15 protein-coding genes are annotated in these 16,758 nt (G+C 61.8%); 9 read left to right on the plus strand and 6 right to left on the minus strand.

Going from position 1 to position 16,758, the window contains the following annotated elements:
* Nucleotides 1-7: 7 nt before the first annotated feature.
* The 5 genes from prpF to BM416_RS07040 all read right to left on the minus strand — a co-directional run bounded on the left by prpF (nucleotide 8) and on the right by BM416_RS07040 (nucleotide 6,784).
* A complete protein-coding gene (gene prpF, locus BM416_RS07020; RefSeq protein WP_092486810.1) occupies nucleotides 8-1,198 on the minus strand; it encodes a 2-methylaconitate cis-trans isomerase PrpF in 1,191 nt (396 codons plus the stop codon).
* An 11-nt stretch (nucleotides 1,199-1,209) separates the two neighbouring features.
* The gene (acnD, locus tag BM416_RS07025; RefSeq protein ID WP_092486813.1) at nucleotides 1,210-3,804 is read right to left on the minus strand and encodes a Fe/S-dependent 2-methylisocitrate dehydratase AcnD; all 2,595 of its coding nucleotides are present in this window, start codon (nucleotides 3,802-3,804) and stop codon (nucleotides 1,210-1,212) included.
* A gap of 209 nt (nucleotides 3,805-4,013) precedes the next feature.
* Entirely contained in the window at nucleotides 4,014-5,141 is a 1,128-nt protein-coding gene (gene prpC / locus BM416_RS07030) for a bifunctional 2-methylcitrate synthase/citrate synthase (RefSeq protein WP_065940688.1), read from the minus strand.
* A gap of 42 nt (nucleotides 5,142-5,183) precedes the next feature.
* Nucleotides 5,184-6,077: a methylisocitrate lyase gene (gene prpB / locus BM416_RS07035; protein WP_027603670.1), complete on the minus strand. Its 894-nt coding sequence runs from the start codon at nucleotides 6,075-6,077 to the stop codon at nucleotides 5,184-5,186.
* On the minus strand, nucleotides 6,074-6,784 hold the full coding sequence (locus BM416_RS07040; protein WP_027603669.1) for a GntR family transcriptional regulator: 711 nt from the start codon (nucleotides 6,782-6,784) through the stop codon (nucleotides 6,074-6,076). Before BM416_RS07040 ends, prpB begins: the two co-directional genes overlap by 4 nt.
* A gap of 273 nt (nucleotides 6,785-7,057) precedes the next feature.
* Here BM416_RS07040 and BM416_RS07045 point away from each other — a divergent pair, with 273 nt between their 5' ends.
* The 6 genes from BM416_RS07045 to BM416_RS07070 all read left to right on the plus strand — a co-directional run bounded on the left by BM416_RS07045 (nucleotide 7,058) and on the right by BM416_RS07070 (nucleotide 12,452).
* Nucleotides 7,058-7,594, plus strand: coding sequence for a retropepsin-like aspartic peptidase RloA (locus tag BM416_RS07045; protein ID WP_065924789.1), 537 nt, complete (start codon nucleotides 7,058-7,060; stop codon nucleotides 7,592-7,594).
* 5 nt (nucleotides 7,595-7,599) lie between these two features.
* Nucleotides 7,600-9,132: an osmotic stress tolerance membrane protein RloB gene (locus BM416_RS07050; RefSeq protein ID WP_065924790.1), complete on the plus strand. Its 1,533-nt coding sequence runs from the start codon at nucleotides 7,600-7,602 to the stop codon at nucleotides 9,130-9,132.
* Nucleotides 9,132-10,118, plus strand: a complete 987-nt coding sequence (locus tag BM416_RS07055) for an alpha-L-glutamate ligase-like protein (protein WP_027603666.1) — start codon at nucleotides 9,132-9,134, stop codon at nucleotides 10,116-10,118. The genes BM416_RS07050 and BM416_RS07055 overlap by 1 nt, the downstream gene beginning before the upstream one ends.
* A gap of 102 nt (nucleotides 10,119-10,220) precedes the next feature.
* Entirely contained in the window at nucleotides 10,221-11,564 is a 1,344-nt protein-coding gene (gene pabB, locus BM416_RS07060; protein WP_092486816.1) for an aminodeoxychorismate synthase component I, read from the plus strand.
* 229 nt (nucleotides 11,565-11,793) lie between these two features.
* Nucleotides 11,794-12,096 carry a type II toxin-antitoxin system HigB family toxin gene (locus tag BM416_RS07065; RefSeq protein WP_092486818.1) on the plus strand — a complete coding sequence of 101 codons (303 nt, stop codon included), beginning with the start codon at nucleotides 11,794-11,796 and terminating at the stop codon, nucleotides 12,094-12,096.
* Nucleotides 12,096-12,452, plus strand: a complete 357-nt coding sequence (locus BM416_RS07070) for a helix-turn-helix domain-containing protein (RefSeq protein ID WP_092486821.1) — start codon at nucleotides 12,096-12,098, stop codon at nucleotides 12,450-12,452. The genes BM416_RS07065 and BM416_RS07070 overlap by 1 nt, the downstream gene beginning before the upstream one ends.
* 54 nt (nucleotides 12,453-12,506) lie before the next feature.
* On the opposite strand, the gene thrH is transcribed toward BM416_RS07070, so the two are convergent.
* Nucleotides 12,507-13,124 carry a bifunctional phosphoserine phosphatase/homoserine phosphotransferase ThrH gene (thrH, locus tag BM416_RS07075; RefSeq protein ID WP_065940695.1) on the minus strand — a complete coding sequence of 206 codons (618 nt, stop codon included), beginning with the start codon at nucleotides 13,122-13,124 and terminating at the stop codon, nucleotides 12,507-12,509.
* A gap of 151 nt (nucleotides 13,125-13,275) precedes the next feature.
* Here thrH and BM416_RS07080 point away from each other — a divergent pair, with 151 nt between their 5' ends.
* From BM416_RS07080 to BM416_RS07090, 3 genes are all read left to right on the plus strand, one after another.
* Nucleotides 13,276-14,010, plus strand: coding sequence for a phosphoadenylyl-sulfate reductase (locus tag BM416_RS07080; protein WP_092486824.1), 735 nt, complete (start codon nucleotides 13,276-13,278; stop codon nucleotides 14,008-14,010).
* A 467-nt stretch (nucleotides 14,011-14,477) separates the two neighbouring features.
* A complete protein-coding gene (locus BM416_RS07085) occupies nucleotides 14,478-16,007 on the plus strand; it encodes an NCS1 family nucleobase:cation symporter-1 (RefSeq protein WP_092486827.1) in 1,530 nt (509 codons plus the stop codon).
* Between the two features lie 13 nt (nucleotides 16,008-16,020).
* Nucleotides 16,021-16,749: an aspartate/glutamate racemase family protein gene (locus tag BM416_RS07090; protein ID WP_092486830.1), complete on the plus strand. Its 729-nt coding sequence runs from the start codon at nucleotides 16,021-16,023 to the stop codon at nucleotides 16,747-16,749.
* Nucleotides 16,750-16,758: the final 9 nt, after the last annotated feature.

Below are 16,758 nucleotides of genomic sequence, written 5' to 3' on the forward strand. Positions count from 1 at the left end.
TTGGACTTTAGAAAGAGTCGCCGGGTACGCGGACGAAACCTTCCATCAATACCCGCGCACTGCGGCTCATGATGGCTTTCTTCACCACCCACTCACCGTCCACCTGGGTGGCTTCAGCCCCCACCCGCAACGTGCCGGACGGATGCCCGAAGCGCACGGCATTACGCTCCACGCCGCCTGCAGCGAGGTTGACCAAGGTGCCGGAAATCGCCGCCGCCGTGCCGATCGCCACCGCCGCCGTGCCCATCATCGCGTGGTGCAGCTTGCCCATGGACAGGGCGCGCACCAGCAAATCCACATCGCTGGCCTTGATCGCCTTGCCGCTGGACGCTACGTAGTCGGCAGGCTTGGCCACGAACGCCACCTTCGGCGTGTGCTGGCGCTGGGCCGCTTCGTCGAGGTGTTTGATCAGCCCCATGCGCAACGCGCCATAGGCCCGTACGGTCTCGAACATCGCCAGGGCCTTGGGGTCACTGTTGATCGCGCCTTGCAGTTCGGTGCCGGTGTAGCCGAGGTCTTCGGCGTTGATGAAAATCGTCGGGATGCCGGCGTTGATCAGCGTGGCCTTGAAGGTGCCGACACCCGGCACTTCCAGGTCGTCGACCAGGTTGCCGGTGGGGAACATCGAGCCGCCGCCGCCCTCTTCTTCCGCCGCCGGGTCCATGAATTCCAGCTGCACTTCGGCCGCCGGGAAGGTCACGCCGTCCAGCTCGAAGTCGCCGGTTTCCTGCACCGCCCCATTGGTGATCGGCACGTGGGCGATGATGGTCTTGCCGATATTGGCCTGCCACACCCGCACCACGGCCACGCCGTTATGGGGCACGCGGGCCACGTCGACCAGCCCGGCGCTGATGGCGAACGAACCCACCGCCGCCGACAGGTTGCCGCAGTTGCCACTCCAATCGACAAAGGGCTTGTCGATGGAGACCTGGCCAAACAGATAGTCCACGTCATGATCGGCGCGGGTGCTTTTGGCGAGGATCACGGTTTTGCTGGTGCTCGATGTGGCCCCACCCATGCCGTCGATTTGCTTGTCGTAGGGATCGGGGCTGCCGATCACCCGTAGCAGCAAGGCATCCCGCGCCGCTCCCGGCACCTGTGCCGACTCGGGCAGGTCCTGGAGGCGGAAAAATACGCCCTTGCTGGTGCCGCCACGCATATAGGTGGCGGGGATCTTGATTTGCGCTGCGTGTGCCATGGTCGTCCTCTTCAGGCGGTGGTCGCCGATTCCAGGAAATCCTGGGCAAAACGTTGCAACACGCCGCCCGCCTCGTAGATCGACACTTCTTCAGCGGTGTCCAGGCGGCACGTCACCGGCACCTCGACACGTTCGCCATCCTTGCGATTGATCACCAGCGTCAGCTGCGCACGCGGGGTACGTTGGCCGATCACGTCGTAGGTTTCGCTGCCATCAATCTGCAAGGTGTGACGGTCGGTGCCCGGCAGGAACTCCAGGGGCAACACGCCCATGCCCACCAGGTTAGTGCGGTGGATGCGCTCGAAACCTTCGGCGGCAATCGCTTCCACTCCCGCCAGGCGCACGCCCTTGGCCGCCCAGTCGCGGGACGAGCCCTGGCCGTAGTCGGCGCCGGCAATGATGATCAGCGGCTGCTTGCGCTCCATGTAGGTTTCGATGGCCTCCCACATCCGCGTGACCTGGCCTTCCGGCTCGATCCGCGCCAGGGAGCCCTGCTTGACCTTGCCGTTCTCCCGCACCATTTCGTTGAACAGTTTCGGGTTGGCGAACGTCGCGCGCTGGGCGGTCAGGTGGTCGCCACGGTGGGTGGCGTAGGAGTTGAAGTCGACTTCCGGCAGGCCCATTTTCGCCAGGTATTCGCCGGCGGCGCTGTCGAGCATGATGGCGTTGGACGGCGACAGGTGATCGGTGGTGATGTTGTCCGGCAACACCGCCAGCGGGCGCATGCCCTTGAGCGGCCGCGCACCGGCCAGCGCACCTTCCCAGTACGGTGGGCGGCGGATATAGGTGCTCTGCGGGCGCCAGTCGTACAGCGGCGCGACTTTCGGGCCGGTGTCTTCGTGGATCGCGAACATCGGGATATACACCGCGCGGAACTGCTCCGGCTTGACCGAGGCCTTGACCACCGCGTCGATCTCTTCGTCGCTCGGCCAGATGTCCTGCAGGCGGATTTCCTTGCCGTCGGCGTCCAGGCCGAGCACGTCCTTCTCGATGTCGAAACGGATGGTGCCGGCAATCGCATAGGCCACCACCAGCGGCGGCGAAGCCAGGAACGCCTGCTTGGCGTACGGGTGGATACGCCCGTCGAAGTTGCGGTTGCCCGAGAGCACGGCGGTGGCGTACAGGTCGCGGTCGATGATCTCTTGCTGGATCGCCGGGTCGAGTGCACCGGACATACCGTTACAGGTGGTGCAGGCAAACGCCACCACGCCAAAGCCGAGCTTTTCCAGCTCATGGCCCAGGCCGGCGTCTTCCAGGTACATGGCCACGGTTTTCGAACCCGGCGCCAGGGACGACTTGACCCACGGCTTGCGCGTCAGCCCAAGCCTGTTGGCGTTGCGCGCCAGCAGCCCGGCGGCGATCACGTTGCGCGGGTTACTGGTGTTGGTGCAACTGGTGATGGCGGCGATGATCACCGCGCCGTCGGGCATTTGCCCCGGCACTTCATCCCACTGGCCGGAGATGCCCTTGGCGGCCAAGTCGCGGGTGGCGACGCGAGCGTGCGGGTTGCTCGGGCCAGCCATGTTGCGCACCACGCTGGACAGGTCGAAGGTGAGGCCACGCTCGTATTGCGCACCTTTGAGGTCATCCGCCCACAGGCCGGTATGACGGGCGTACTGCTCGACCAGGGCGACTTGCTCGTCTTCGCGGCCGGTGAGTTTCAGGTAGGCGATGGTCTGCTGGTCGATATAAAACATGGCCGCCGTGGCGCCGTATTCCGGGGCCATGTTGGAGATGGTCGCGCGGTCGCCGAGGGTCAGTTTGGACGCGCCTTCACCGAAGAATTCGAGCCAGGCGCCGACCACTTTCTGTTGGCGCAGAAACTCGGTCAGGGCCAGCACCATATCGGTGGCGGTGATGCCCGGCAGCAGCTGGCCGGTCAATTCGACACCGACGCTTTCCGGCAGGCGCATCCACGACGCGCGGCCAAGCATGACGCTTTCGGCTTCCAGGCCACCGACGCCAATGGCGATCACGCCCAACGCATCGACGTGAGGGGTGTGGCTGTCGGTGCCGACGCAGGTATCCGGGAAGGCCACACCGTCACGCACCTGGATCACCGGGGACATTTTCTCCAGGTTGATCTGGTGCATGATGCCGTTGCCCGGCGGGATCACGTCGACATTCTTGAAGGCCTTTTTGGTCCACTCGATAAAGTGGAAGCGGTCTTCGTTGCGACGGTCTTCGATGGCGCGGTTTTTCTCGAACGCGTCCGGGTCGAAACCACCGGCTTCGACGGCCAGGGAGTGGTCGACGATCAATTGGGTGGGGACCACCGGATTGACCTGGGCCGGGTCGCCGCCTTGCAGGGCGATGGCATCACGCAGGCCGGCGAGGTCGACCAGGGCGGTCTGGCCGAGAATGTCGTGGCACACCACGCGGGCCGGGAACCAGGGGAAGTCGAGGTCGCGCTTGCGTTCGATCAACTGGCTCAAGGATGCGTTGAGGGTGGCCGGGTCGCAGCGGCGCACCAGGTTCTCGGCGAGCACACGAGAGGTGTAGGGCAACGTGGCATAGGCGCCGGGGCTGATTGCATCGACAGCCGCGCGGGCGTCGAAGTAATCCAGGCGGCTGCCGGGGAGCGGTTTGCGAAATTCAGTGTTCATCGTCAGGACTCGGTCACGGTGATTGCAAAAGGAAGACCTGGGCCGATCCGGAATTGAAATGCGATCCAAATGTGGGAGGGGCGGTGCGACGTTTCGACTTGCCCCCGATGGCGGTGTATCAGTTGCTATAGGTTTGAATGACACACCGCTATCGGGGGCAAACCCCCTCCCACACTTTGACCTCATTCCAGTCCAGGGATCGTCGGTCTTCAGCGACGTTCGATTGGCACGAACTTGCGCTGTTCGACGCCGGTGTACTCGGCGCTTGGACGGATGATGCGGTTGTTGGCGCGCTGTTCGAACACATGCGCGGCCCAGCCGGTAAGTCGCGAGCAGACGAAGATCGGCGTGAACAGCTTGGTCGGGATGCCCATGAAGTGGTACGCCGAGGCATGGTAGAAATCGGCGTTGGGGAACAGTTTTTTCTGTTCCCACATGGTCTTGTCGATGGCTTCGGAGACCGGGAACAGCACGGTGTCGCCCACTTCGTCGGCGAGCTTTTTCGACCAACCCTTGATCACTTCATTACGCGGGTCGTTGTCTTTGTAGATCGCGTGGCCGAAGCCCATGATCTTGTCCTTGCGGGCCAGCATGCCGAGGGTGCCTTCGACGGCTTCCTCTGCCGAACCGAAACGCTCGATCATTTCCATCGCCGCTTCGTTGGCACCGCCGTGCAGCGGGCCGCGCAGGGAGCCGATGGCGGCGGTGACGCAGGAGTACAGGTCGGACAGGGTCGAGGCACACACCCGCGCGGTGAACGTCGAGGCGTTGAACTCGTGCTCGGCGTAGAGGATCAACGACACGTTCATGACTTTTTCATGCAGTTCGCTCGGCTTCTTGCCGTGCAGCAGGTGCAGGAAGTGGCCGCCGATGCTCGGCTCGTCGGTCACACAGTCGATGCGCTTGCCGTCGTGGCTGAAGCGGTACCAGTAGCACATGATCGCCGGGAACGCGGCGAGCAGGCGGTCGGTCACGTCGCGTTGCACGCTGAAGTCTTTTTCCGGCTCGATATTGCCGAGGAACGAGCAACCGGTGCGCATCACGTCCATCGGGTGGGCGTCGGCAGGGATGCGCTCGAGCACCTCTTTCAGCGCTTGCGGCAGGTCACGCAGCGTGCTCAGCCTGGCGCTGTAGGCGGCCAGTTCGGCCTGGGTCGGCAGTTCGCCGTACAGCAGCAGATAAGCGACCTCTTCAAACTGCGCATCGGCCGCCAGTTCGCGCACATCGTAGCCACGGTAGGTCAAGCCGGCACCGGCCTGGCCCACGGTGGACAGTGCGGTCTGCCCGGCGACCTGGCCACGCAGGCCGGCACCACTCAGTACTTTTGCTTCAGCCATGGTTTTTCTCCAATTTTGTCGTTATTCAGGGAGGCGTGTTCGTCACTTTTTCGCGGCGAACAGCGCGTCAAGCTTCTGCTCGAAGGTGTGGTAGTCGATGCGATCGTAAAGCTCCATGCGGGTTTGCATGGTGTCGATCACGTTCTGTTGCGTGCCGTCGCGACGGATCGCGGTGTAGACGTTCTCGGCGGCCTTGTTCATGGCACGGAAGGCCGACAGCGGGTACAGCACGATGGAAACATCGGCAGATTTCAACTGTTCGGTGGTGTACAGCGGCGTCGCGCCGAACTCGGTGATGTTGGCCAGGATCGGCGCCTTCACACGGGCGGCGAACAGTTTGTACATTTCCAGTTCAGTAATGGCTTCCGGGAACACCATGTCGGCGCCGGCCTCGATGCAGGCGGCGGCACGCTCCAGGGCGGACTCCAGGCCTTCCACGGCCAGCGCGTCGGTGCGCGCCATGATCACGAAGCTGTCATCGGTGCGCGCGTCCACGGCGGCCTTGATGCGGTCGACCATTTCCTGCTGGGACACGATCTCTTTGTTAGGACGATGGCCGCAGCGCTTGGCGCCGACCTGGTCCTCGATATGAATCGCGGCCGCGCCGAACTTGATCATCGATTTGACCGTGCGCGCGACGTTGAACGCCGAGGAGCCGAAGCCGGTGTCCACGTCCACCAGCAGCGGCAGGTCGCAGACGTCGGTGATACGGCGCACGTCGGTGAGTACGTCATCCAGGCCGGTGATGCCCAGGTCCGGCACGCCGAGGGAACCGGCCGCCACGCCGCCGCCCGACAGGTAGATCGCCTTGAAGCCGGCGCGCTTGGCCAGCAGCGCATGGTTGGCGTTGATCGCACCGACCACCTGCAAGGGGTGCTCGCTGGCGACCGCGTCACGGAAACGCTGGCCGGGTGTGCTTTTATTGTTCGAACTCATGACTCACCTCTATCAGGGGCGCCGCCTGGAAAATGACGGGCAATATTGCGTTTGGAAGCACCGATATGCCGGCGCATCAACAACTCGGCCAGTTCACCGTCGCGATCGGCAATCGCATCAAGAATGCGGTGATGCTCGGCAAAGGCCTGGCGTGGACGATTGGGGGTGGCGGAGAACTGGATGCGGTACATGCGCACCAGTTGGTACAGCTCGCCGCAGAGCATCTGGGTGAGCGTGCGGTTGCCCGCACCTTGAATGATCCGGTAATGAAAATCGAAGTCGCCTTCCTGCTGGTAATAGCCGACACCCGCCTGGAAGGCGGCGTCGCGCTCATGGGTGTGCAACACCTGGCGCAGCTCTTCGATTTCCGCGTCGGTCATGCGCTCGGCGGCCAGGCGACAGGCCATGCCTTCCAGGGATTCGCGGATTTCATACAGTTCAACCAGCTCGGCGTGGCTCAAGGACACGACCCGGGCGCCCACATGGGGCACGCGCACCAGCAGGCGCTGGCCTTCCAGGCGGTGGATCGCCTCGCGCAGCGGGCCACGGCTGATGCCGTAGGTGCGGGCCAGTTCCGGCTCGGAAATCTTGCTGCCGGGAGCGATCTCACCCTTGACGATGGCGGCCTGGATGCGTCGGAAGACGTTCTCGGACATCGTTTGGGATTCGTCCGACGCCATTATCGGAGCTTCTGATTGACCGAGCATATTGTCGACACCTTAGAAAGCAATGTGGCAAAAACTAGCCAATAAACCGCGACCAGTCAAAGAATAAATCGATATTGTCGACAATCGTCTAATAATCCCAGCTGTCCCCCCTTAGGACATGGCCGGCTGCCAGCGCTGGCGCCAAAAAAGCATCATGTTAGAATGCCCGCCGCATTTGCCTGACATCACTTGATGAAACGGCGCACGAAGGGAGCTTGCGCAGCAATGCCAGTCGCCTTGAATTGAACATCGCACTGCACCGCCTCAGGATCTATGAGACTCAAGCCCTTCCCCCTGTTGTTTTGCCTATTGTCCATGCCGAGCCTTGGCGCTGCCGCCGAGAAGACCGTGTATGGCCTCAATGAATACGCGCAATTGGCCGGCATCGACCTGGAAGTAGCCGCCAAGCTCGACACCGGCGCCAAGACCGCCTCCCTCAGCGCCCGTGATATCAAGCGTTTCAAGCGCAACGGCGAATCCTGGGTGCGCTTCTACCTGGCCATCGACACCGCCCATTCCCATCCCATCGAACGCCCCCTGGCCCGCGTCAGCAAGATCAAGCGGCGCGCCGGCGACTACGACCCCGATGAGGACAAGAACTACACCGCCCGTCCTGTGATTGCCCTGGATATCTGCATGGGCACCGCTTTACGCAGCATCGAAGTGAACTTGACTGACCGCAGCGCTTTCCAATACCCGCTGCTGATCGGCTCCGAAGCGCTCAAGCGCTTTGATGCGCTGGTCGACCCCAGTCTTAAATACGCAGCAGGCAAACCTGCCTGCGCCGCCGACGCTCATACCGCCGAGTAAACCGAATGCGCGCTCTAACCCTGCACCTGAGAATCCTGATCGCCATCCTGGTGGTGTTGGGTATTTCGGTCACCGCCTACCAGATCTTCGTGCTGGGCATTCCCGTCACCGAGGACGCCACCGACGACCTGTGGAACATCGACGCCAAGGTCGAGTTCGTCGCCAACCCCAAGGACCCGGTGAAGATCCAGATGTTCGTGCCGCCCTTGAGCCGCGACTTCGTCAGCCTCAATGAGAGCTTTATCTCGAATAACTACGGGGTGAGCGTCAACCGCATCGACGGCAACCGCAAGGTCACCTGGTCGGCACGCCGCGCCAAGGGCAACCAGACCCTGTATTACCGCCTGGTGCTGACCAAGCGCTACAGCGGCGAAAAAACCAAGATCAAGGGCCCGACCTTCCGCGACAGCATTGCCGTGGAAGGCCCGGAGAAAATCGCCGCCGAAGCCCTGCTGGCGCCGATCCGCCAGCATTCGGCCGACGTCGAGACCTTTATCACCGAAGCCATCAAGCGCACTAACAATCTCAACGACGACAACGTGAAGCTGTTGCTGGCCGGCGACCCGTCGACGCCGCACAAGGCCAAGATCGTCGAGCTGCTGCTGTCCATCGCCCACGTGCCGGTGGAAAAGGTCCACACCATCCGCCTGGTGGCCGACCAGCCGCAAACCCCGGAGCTGTGGCTGCGCAGCTTCAATGGCAACGACTGGCTGTACTTCAACCCGGAAACCGGCGAACCGGGCCTGCCCGCCGACCGCCTGCTGTGGTGGACCGGCGATGAAAACCTGATCACCGTCGATGGCGGCAAGAAAGCCATGGTCACCTTCAGCCTCAATAACAGCGAAATGAACGCGATTCGCCTGGCCAAGCTGACCGACGAGAACACCGACGCCAACTTCCTCGAATACTCGCTGTACGGCCTGCCGCTGCAAACCCAGCAGACCTTCATGATCATGGTGATGATCCCGATTGGGGTGCTGGTGATCCTGATCCTGCGCAACCTGATCGGCCTGCAGACCCTCGGCACCTTTACCCCGGTGCTGATTGCCCTGGCGTTCCGCGAGACGCAGCTGGGCTTCGGGATTGTGCTGTTCACGATTATCACGGCACTCGGCCTGTCCCTCAGGTCGTACCTGGAACACCTGAAGCTGCAGATGCTGCCGAGGTTGTCGGTGGTGCTGACCTTCGTGGTGGTATTGATCGCCGCCATCAGCCTGTTCAGCCACAAGCTGGGGCTGGAGCGCGGGCTGTCGGTGGCGCTGTTCCCGATGGTGATCCTGACCATGACCATCGAACGCCTGTCGATCACCTGGGAAGAGCGCGGCGCCAGCCATGCCATGAAAGTCGCAATTGGTACGCTGTTCGCCGCGTCCCTGGCGCACATCATCATGAGCGTGCCGGAGCTGATCTACTTCGTCTTCACCTTCCCGGCGATCCTGCTGATCCTGGTGGGCTTCATGCTGGCGATGGGGCGCTATCGTGGCTACCGCCTGACCGAGCTGGTGCGATTCAAGGCCTTCCTCAAGGCTGATTCGTAATGTTCGGCTTCTGGAAGACCTGGAAGGCCCTGGAAGCGCGGGGGATCATGGGCATCAACCGGCGCAATGCCGACTACGTGCTCAAGTACAACAAGCGCAGCCTGTACCCGATCGTGGATGACAAGATCATCACCAAGGAGCGGGCGATCGCCGCCGGCATCCATGTGCCGGAAATGTACGGGGTGATCTCCACCGAGAAGGAAATCGACAAGCTCGACGAGATCATTGGCGGGCGCAGCGACTTCGTGATCAAGCCGGCCCAGGGCGCCGGCGGCGACGGCATCCTGGTGGTGGCGGACCGTTTCGAGGGACGCTACCGCACAGTGTCGGGCAAGATCATCAGCCATGAAGAGATCGAGCACCAGATTTCCAGCATCCTCACCGGCCTGTACTCCCTCGGTGGCCACCGCGACCGTGCGCTGATCGAGTACCGCGTGGTGCCTGACCAGATCTTCAAGAGCATCAGCTACGAAGGCGTACCGGATATCCGCATCATCGTGCTGATGGGCTACCCGGTGATGGCGATGCTGCGCTTGCCGACCCGCCAGTCGGGCGGCAAGGCCAACCTGCACCAGGGCGCGATCGGCGTGGGCGTCGACCTCGCCACCGGCCTGACCCTGCGCGGTACCTGGCTGAACAACATCATCACCAAGCACCCCGACACCACCAACGCGGTGGATGGTGTGCAACTGCCCAACTGGGACGGGTTCATGAAGCTCGCGGCCGGCTGCTACGAGCTGTGCGGGCTGGGGTATATCGGCGTGGACATGGTGCTCGACCAGGAAAAGGGCCCGCTGATCCTGGAGCTGAATGCGCGGCCGGGGCTGAATATCCAGATCGCCAACGACTGCGGCCTGACCTTGCGCACCCATGCGGTGGAGGCGCGACTGGAAGAACTGAAAGCCGCCGGCGTGACGGAAACCCCGGAAGAGCGGGTGAAGTTCGTGCAGGAGATGTTCGGGCATATTCCGCCCGTGGAAGGCTGATCCGGTCTTCGAACTGTCTATCCCCGACATCCCCCCTAGGAGCAAATCCTACGGGGGACTACAATCCCTCTCCCCCCGCGCCATTGGCTGATCCAACCCCGCATGTCGACCTGCTCCGTACACCCATTGCCCTACCGGGCCAACCCCGCCGAGTATTTTGCGGCGATTCGCCACGCTCCCGGCGCGGTACTGCTCGACAGCGGCCGCCCGGCGGCCGAGCGTGGGCGTTACGATCTGCTCAGCGCCTGGCCTGAAGCGACGTTGACGGTAGCGCCTGACGAAAGCGGCGCTGCTTTCCTGCAACGCCTGCGAGAAAACCTGACGCGATTGGGTGAAGCCGCAATCCCCGCCGGTTTGCAGTTGCCGTTCGCCGGTGGCTTGATCGGCTACCTGAGCTACGACTTCGGTCGGCACCTGGAGCCCATGCCGCACCTGGCGGTGGATGACCTGCACCTGCCGGACGCGCGCTTCGGGCTGTACGCCTGGGCGCTGATCAGTGACCACCAGGCCCGGAGCAGCCAGTTGGTGTTTCATCCCTCGCTGGCAGATAGCGAACGGCAACGGCTGATCGCGTTGTTCAGCCATGGGGCGGTCGACACCTCTGCGACGTTCAAACTCCAGGGCGCGATGGCCCCCGACCTCAGCGCCGAGGCCTACCGCCTGGCCATCGTGCGGATCCAGGATTACATCCAGGCGGGCGACTGCTACCAGGTCAACTTCGCCCAGCGTTTCCGCGCGTCGTGCCTGGGTGATCCCTGGGCCGCCTACTGCGCGTTGCGCGAAGCCTGCCCGACGCCGTTTTCCGGGTTCCAGCGCCTGCCGGACGACGGCGCGGTGCTGAGCCTGTCGCCGGAGCGTTTCGTGCGCATCAGCGAGCGCCACGTCGAGACCCGCCCGATCAAAGGCACCCGCCCCCGCGGCCTTACGCCGGAAGAAGACGCGGCGAATGCCGCCGAACTGCTGGCCAGCCCCAAGGACCGCGCCGAGAACCTGATGATCGTCGACCTGCTGCGCAACGACCTCGGCCGCACGTGCCGCACCGGCTCGGTCAATGTGCCGGAATTGTTCAGCCTGGAAAGCTACCCCAATGTGCACCACCTGGTCAGCAGCGTGACCGGCCAGTTGGCCGACGATAAAGACGCCCTCGACCTGATCGCCGGCAGCTTCCCTGGTGGCTCGATCACCGGCGCGCCGAAGATCCGCGCGATGCAGATCATCGACGAACTGGAGCCCACACGCCGTGGGTTGTACTGCGGTTCGCTGGTGTACCTGGATGTGCGCGGCGAGATGGACAGCTCCATCGCCATCCGCAGTTTGCTGGTCAAGGATGGCCAGGTGTGCTGCTGGGGCGGCGGCGGGATTGTCGCGGATTCGCAGTGGGAGGCGGAGTACCAGGAATCGCTGACGAAGGTGCGGGTGTTGTTACAAACGCTGGAAAGCCTGTAGCGCACAGTGCCTTCCTGGCTCTCAGACGCAGCGCCGGGCAGTAGAAAAAACCTGAATCAGAACCGCAGTAGACGTAGTTGAACGTCGGAAGATAGCGTCCGGCTTCAACCGTCCACCCGCCGTCTGTGAAGGATCACATGAAGCGACTGCCTACCCGTCAGGAAATATTTCCGAGATTGCGCCCCCTCTCAACCGCGCCTATCATCTCCCAAATTGGGAGGTTGCAGCGATGCGGATAATCGCCCTATCGACCTTACGAATATTCTGGGAAAGCCAACCCGCCTATATCGATGCAAAGGCACCGCTTATTGAACTGTATCGCCATATGGAAAAGGCCATTTACCCGACGCCACAAGCACTCAAGGCAGCGCTCAGGACCGCGAGCATTCTCAAAGGTGGCAGGGTTGTATTCAACGTGGGCGGCGACAAATATCGAGTGATCATGGCGATCGATTACCAGCGACAGCTTGGGTTCATACGGTTCGTAGGGACTCATGCGCAGTACGACCAGATCAACGCGGAGACCGTGTAATGAACATCAAACCCATACACTCCCAGGAAGACCTCACTGCTGCACTCGCGCGGGTACAGCAGCTCTGGGGAGCGGACATCGGCTCGACTGAAGGCGATGAGCTGGAAATTCTTGCAGTACTCATTGAGAAGTACGAAGCCGAACATTACCCAATGCCACCCTCTGATCCGGTGGAAGCCATTAAATTTCGCATGGAGCAACTGGGCATGACTGCCCGCGACCTGGAGCCATTTATTGGCACCAGCGGACGGGTGTCAGAGGTGTTGAACCACAAGCGCAAGCTGAGCCTGTCGATGATCAAGCGGCTGCATGAAGGCTTGAGTATTCCTTATGAGCGGTTGCTTGCAGGGAGCTGACAGAAACATGGGTAGTGGTGCTCCCGATAGGGCCATCAGCCGGACCGAAAGAAATTACAGGCTCAACTGCCGATTCGACGCCCTGATGAACTCTTTCTTCAAATCCTCAAACGTATGCACCGCCGGAAATTGCGGGAACTCGCGGATCACATTGTCCGGCGCATGGAACAGAATCCCGCGGTCGGCCTCGCCCAACATGGTGGTGTCGTTGTAGGAATCGCCCGCGGCGATCACACGGTAGTAAAGGGTCTTGAACGCCAATACCGACTGGCGCTTGGGGTCTTTCTGGCGCAGTTGGTAGCTGACCACGCGGTCGTTTTCGTCGGTGATGAGACGGTGGCACAACAAGGTCGGGAAGCCCAACTGACGCATCAGCGGCTGGGAAAACTCGTAGAAGGTGTCGGACAGGATCACCACCTGGAAGCGCTCGCGCAGCCAGTTGACGAACTCGATGGCGCCGTCCAGCGGTTTGAGGGTGGCGATCACTTCCTGGATGTCGGCGAGCTTGAGCCCGTGTTCGTCGAGGATGCGCAGGCGCTGCTTCATCAGCACGTCGTAGTCGGGAATGTCCCGGGTGGTGGCCCGCAGGGATTCAATACCGGTTTTTTCGGCAAAGGCGATCCAGATTTCCGGCACCAGCACCCCTTCCAGATCGAGACAGGCAATTTCCACAAGACACTCCCATTGGATGTTGTTAGTTGAGCGAGCAAAAGGACTGCCGAACTCTAGCGATTCAAGCCCGCCACCGCAACGCAGGGCGGATTTTGATACCATCGCTCCCCTATAGAGCGCTCAGCGCCATTGACCTGTAGGAACCGTCCTGATGAACCAAACCTTCGACGTCGTTGAACTCGCCACGACTTATGCCAACAAGTCTGCCCAGGACATTCTCAAGCTGGCGTTCAGCCAGTTCGGTGACGACCTGTGGATTTCCTTCAGCGGCGCCGAGGATGTGGTGCTGGTGGACATGGCCTGGAAGCTGAACAAGAACGTCAAGGTGTTCAGCCTCGACACCGGCCGCCTGCACCCGGAGACCTACCGGTTTATCGAGCAGGTGCGCGAGTTCTACAAGATCGATATCGAACTGATCTCGCCGGACCAGAGCAAGCTGGAACCCTTCGTCAAGGAGAAAGGCCTGTTCAGCTTCTACAAGGACGGCCATGGCGAATGCTGCGGCGTGCGCAAGATCGAACCGCTGCGCCGCAAGCTTTCCGGCGTCAGCGCCTGGGCCACCGGCCAACGCCGCGACCAGAGCCCCGGCACCCGCAGCCAGGTGGCGGCGCTGGAAATCGACACGGCCTTCTCCACCCCGGAACGCACCCTGTACAAGTTCAACCCACTGGCGCAGATGACCAGCGAGGAGATCTGGGGTTACATCCGCATGCTGGAGCTGCCGTACAACAGCCTGCATGAGCGCGGCTTTATCAGCATCGGCTGTGAGCCGTGCACCCGGCCTGTGCTGCCGAACCAGCACGAGCGCGAAGGTCGCTGGTGGTGGGAAGAAGCCACGCAGAAGGAATGCGGGCTGCATGCCGGGAATATCATCAGCAAGGCTTGAAGTTGATGCTGTAAAAAATGTGGGAGGGGGCTTGCCCCCGATAGCGGTGGGTCAGCCAGTTCAATAGTTGCTGACACACCGCATCGGGGGCAAGCCCCCTCCCACATTTGTCTTGTGTTGAATGTTAGAGATGTACACATAGATGTAACCATCGGTGCCATTTATGTGTGCAATTTTTCTTCATTCGCACCATAACGTAACACCTCTCCTCTCCCCTCGGTTGGCCTGGTGAATCACAGGCTGACAACGCAAAAATAAATAGCTGTTCAATCGGTCAATTTATATCTCTTCAAATTCAGCCAGTTATTTAACCAACCGAAAAAAACGAAATTACCCAGGACTTTCATAGATCCAAAACTGGCACGCATGTGGCTTAAGGTGAAATACGCTTTGTATACAATAAATACAAAACATACATACACTTTGCCATCTGCAGCGCCCCGGCAGATGTGCTGGAGCCTGCCGGAATGCGTACAAGCCTCTCGAATAACATCGCACTGGATCTACCCTCCTCCGCCCTGAACCCGGACGCCGCGAGCCCCGGCCCCCTGGTGCTCAGCCCGCGCCTGCACAACAAGGACCTGGCGCCCACCAAGGTCGAAGGCCGCCGTTGGGGGCGCTACAGCATCTTCGCGCTATGGACCAATGACGTGCACAACATCGCCAACTATTCGTTCGCCATCGGCCTCTATGCGCTGGGCCTGGGCGGCTGGCAGATCCTGTTGTCCCTGGGCATCGGTGCGGCGCTGGTGTACTTCTTCATGAACCTGTCGGGGTATATGGGCCAGAAGACCGGCGTGCCGTTTCCGGTGATCAGCCGCATCAGCTTCGGCATTCACGGCGCGCAGATCCCGGCGTTGATCCGCGCCGTAATCGCGATTGCCTGGTTCGGTATCCAGACGTACCTGGCGTCGGTGGTTTTCCGCGTACTGCTGACGGCGATTCATCCGGGCTTTGCCGACTATGACCACAACTCGATCCTGGGATTATCGACCCTGGGTTGGGCCTGTTTCGTGGCGATCTGGTTCGTGCAACTGGTGATCCTGGCCTATGGCATGGAGATGGTGCGCCGCTATGAAGGCTTCGCCGGACCGGTGATTTTGCTGACGGTGGCGGCGCTGGCCGGCTGGATGTACTTCCAGGCCGGCGGCAACATTGCCTGGTCGATCCGCGAACCGCTGAGCGGCGGCGAGATGTGGCGCAATATCTTTGCCGGTGGTGCGTTGTGGCTGGCGATCTATGGCACGCTGATCCTCAACTTCTGCGACTTCGCGCGCTCTTCGCCGTGCCGCAAGACCATCCTCGTCGGCAACTTCTGGGGCCTGCCGGTGAATATCCTGGTGTTTGCCGCCATCACCGTGCTGCTGTGCGGCGGTCAATTCCAACTCAATGGCCGGGTGATCGAAAGCCCGACTGAAATCATCGCCGCCATCCCCAATACCTTCTTTCTCGTGCTGGGCTGCCTGGCGTTCCTGATCGTGACCGTGGCGGTGAACATCATGGCCAACTTCGTCGCGCCGGCCTTTGTGCTGAGCAACCTGGCGCCCAAGTACCTGAACTTCCGCCGCGCCGGCTTGATCAGCGCCACCGTGGCCGTACTGATCCTGCCATGGAACCTCTACAACAGCCCGTTGGTGATCGTGTATTTCCTCTCCGGCCTGGGCGCGCTGCTGGGGCCGCTGTACGGGGTGATCATGGTCGATTACTGGCTGATTCGTAAAAGCCAGGTAGACGTGCCGCAGCTGTATAGCGAAAACCCGAATGGCGTTTATTACTACAGCCGTGGGGTGAATATGCGTGCCGTGGCGGCGTTTATTCCTGCAGCCGTGATCGCCATCCTGCTGGCGCTGTTGCCCGGATTTTCCAGCGTCTCACCGTTTTCCTGGTTGTTTGGCGCCGGTATTGCAGGGTTGCTGTACCTGCTGATCGCCAAGCGCCAGCCGTTCTACGCCGATGTCAGCGGCGAAAGCATTGCCGTCGATAACGTCAGTCACTGAGTAAGGACCTTCCATGCGTATCCTCGTGGTCAACGTCAACACCACCGAATCCATCACTGAAACCATCGCTCAACAGGCGCGGTCCGTGGCCTCGCCGGGCACCGAGATTGTCGGGCTCACGCCCTACTTCGGCGCGGAATCGGTGGAGGGCAACTTTGAAAGCTACCTGGCCGCCATCGCCGTGATGGACCGGGTGATGGCCTACGACCAACCGTTCGATGCGGTGATCCAGGCCGGCTACGGCGAGCACGGCCGGGAAGGCTTGCAGGAGTTGCTGAATGTGCCGGTGGTGGACATCACCGAAGCGGCGGCCAGCATCGCAATGTTCCTGGGCCACGCCTACTCCGTGGTCACCACCCTGGACCGCACCGTGCCGCTGATCGAAGACCGCCTGAAACTCGCCGGCCTGTACCAGCGCTGCGCCTCGGTGCGCGCCAGCGGCATGGCGGTGCTGGAACTGGAAGAAGACCCGCTCGCCGCCATGGAAGCCATCGTGCGCCAGGCGGAACTGGCCATCCGCGAGGACAAGGCCGAGGTGATCTGCCTGGGTTGCGGCGGCATGGCCGGGCTGGATGAGCAGATTCGCCAGCGCACCGGCGTGCCGGTGGTGGATGGGGTGACGGCGGCGGTGACCATTGCCGAATCCCTGGTGCGGCTGGGGTTGTCGACGTCGAAGATCCGCACTTACGCGACGCCACGGCCGAAGCAGGTGATTGGCTGGCCGACTCGGTTCGGCCGCTGATCTGTACCT

The organism is Pseudomonas sp. NFACC42-2, assembly GCF_900116055.1.
Classification (GTDB): Bacteria; Pseudomonadota; Gammaproteobacteria; order Pseudomonadales; family Pseudomonadaceae; genus Aquipseudomonas; species Aquipseudomonas marginalis.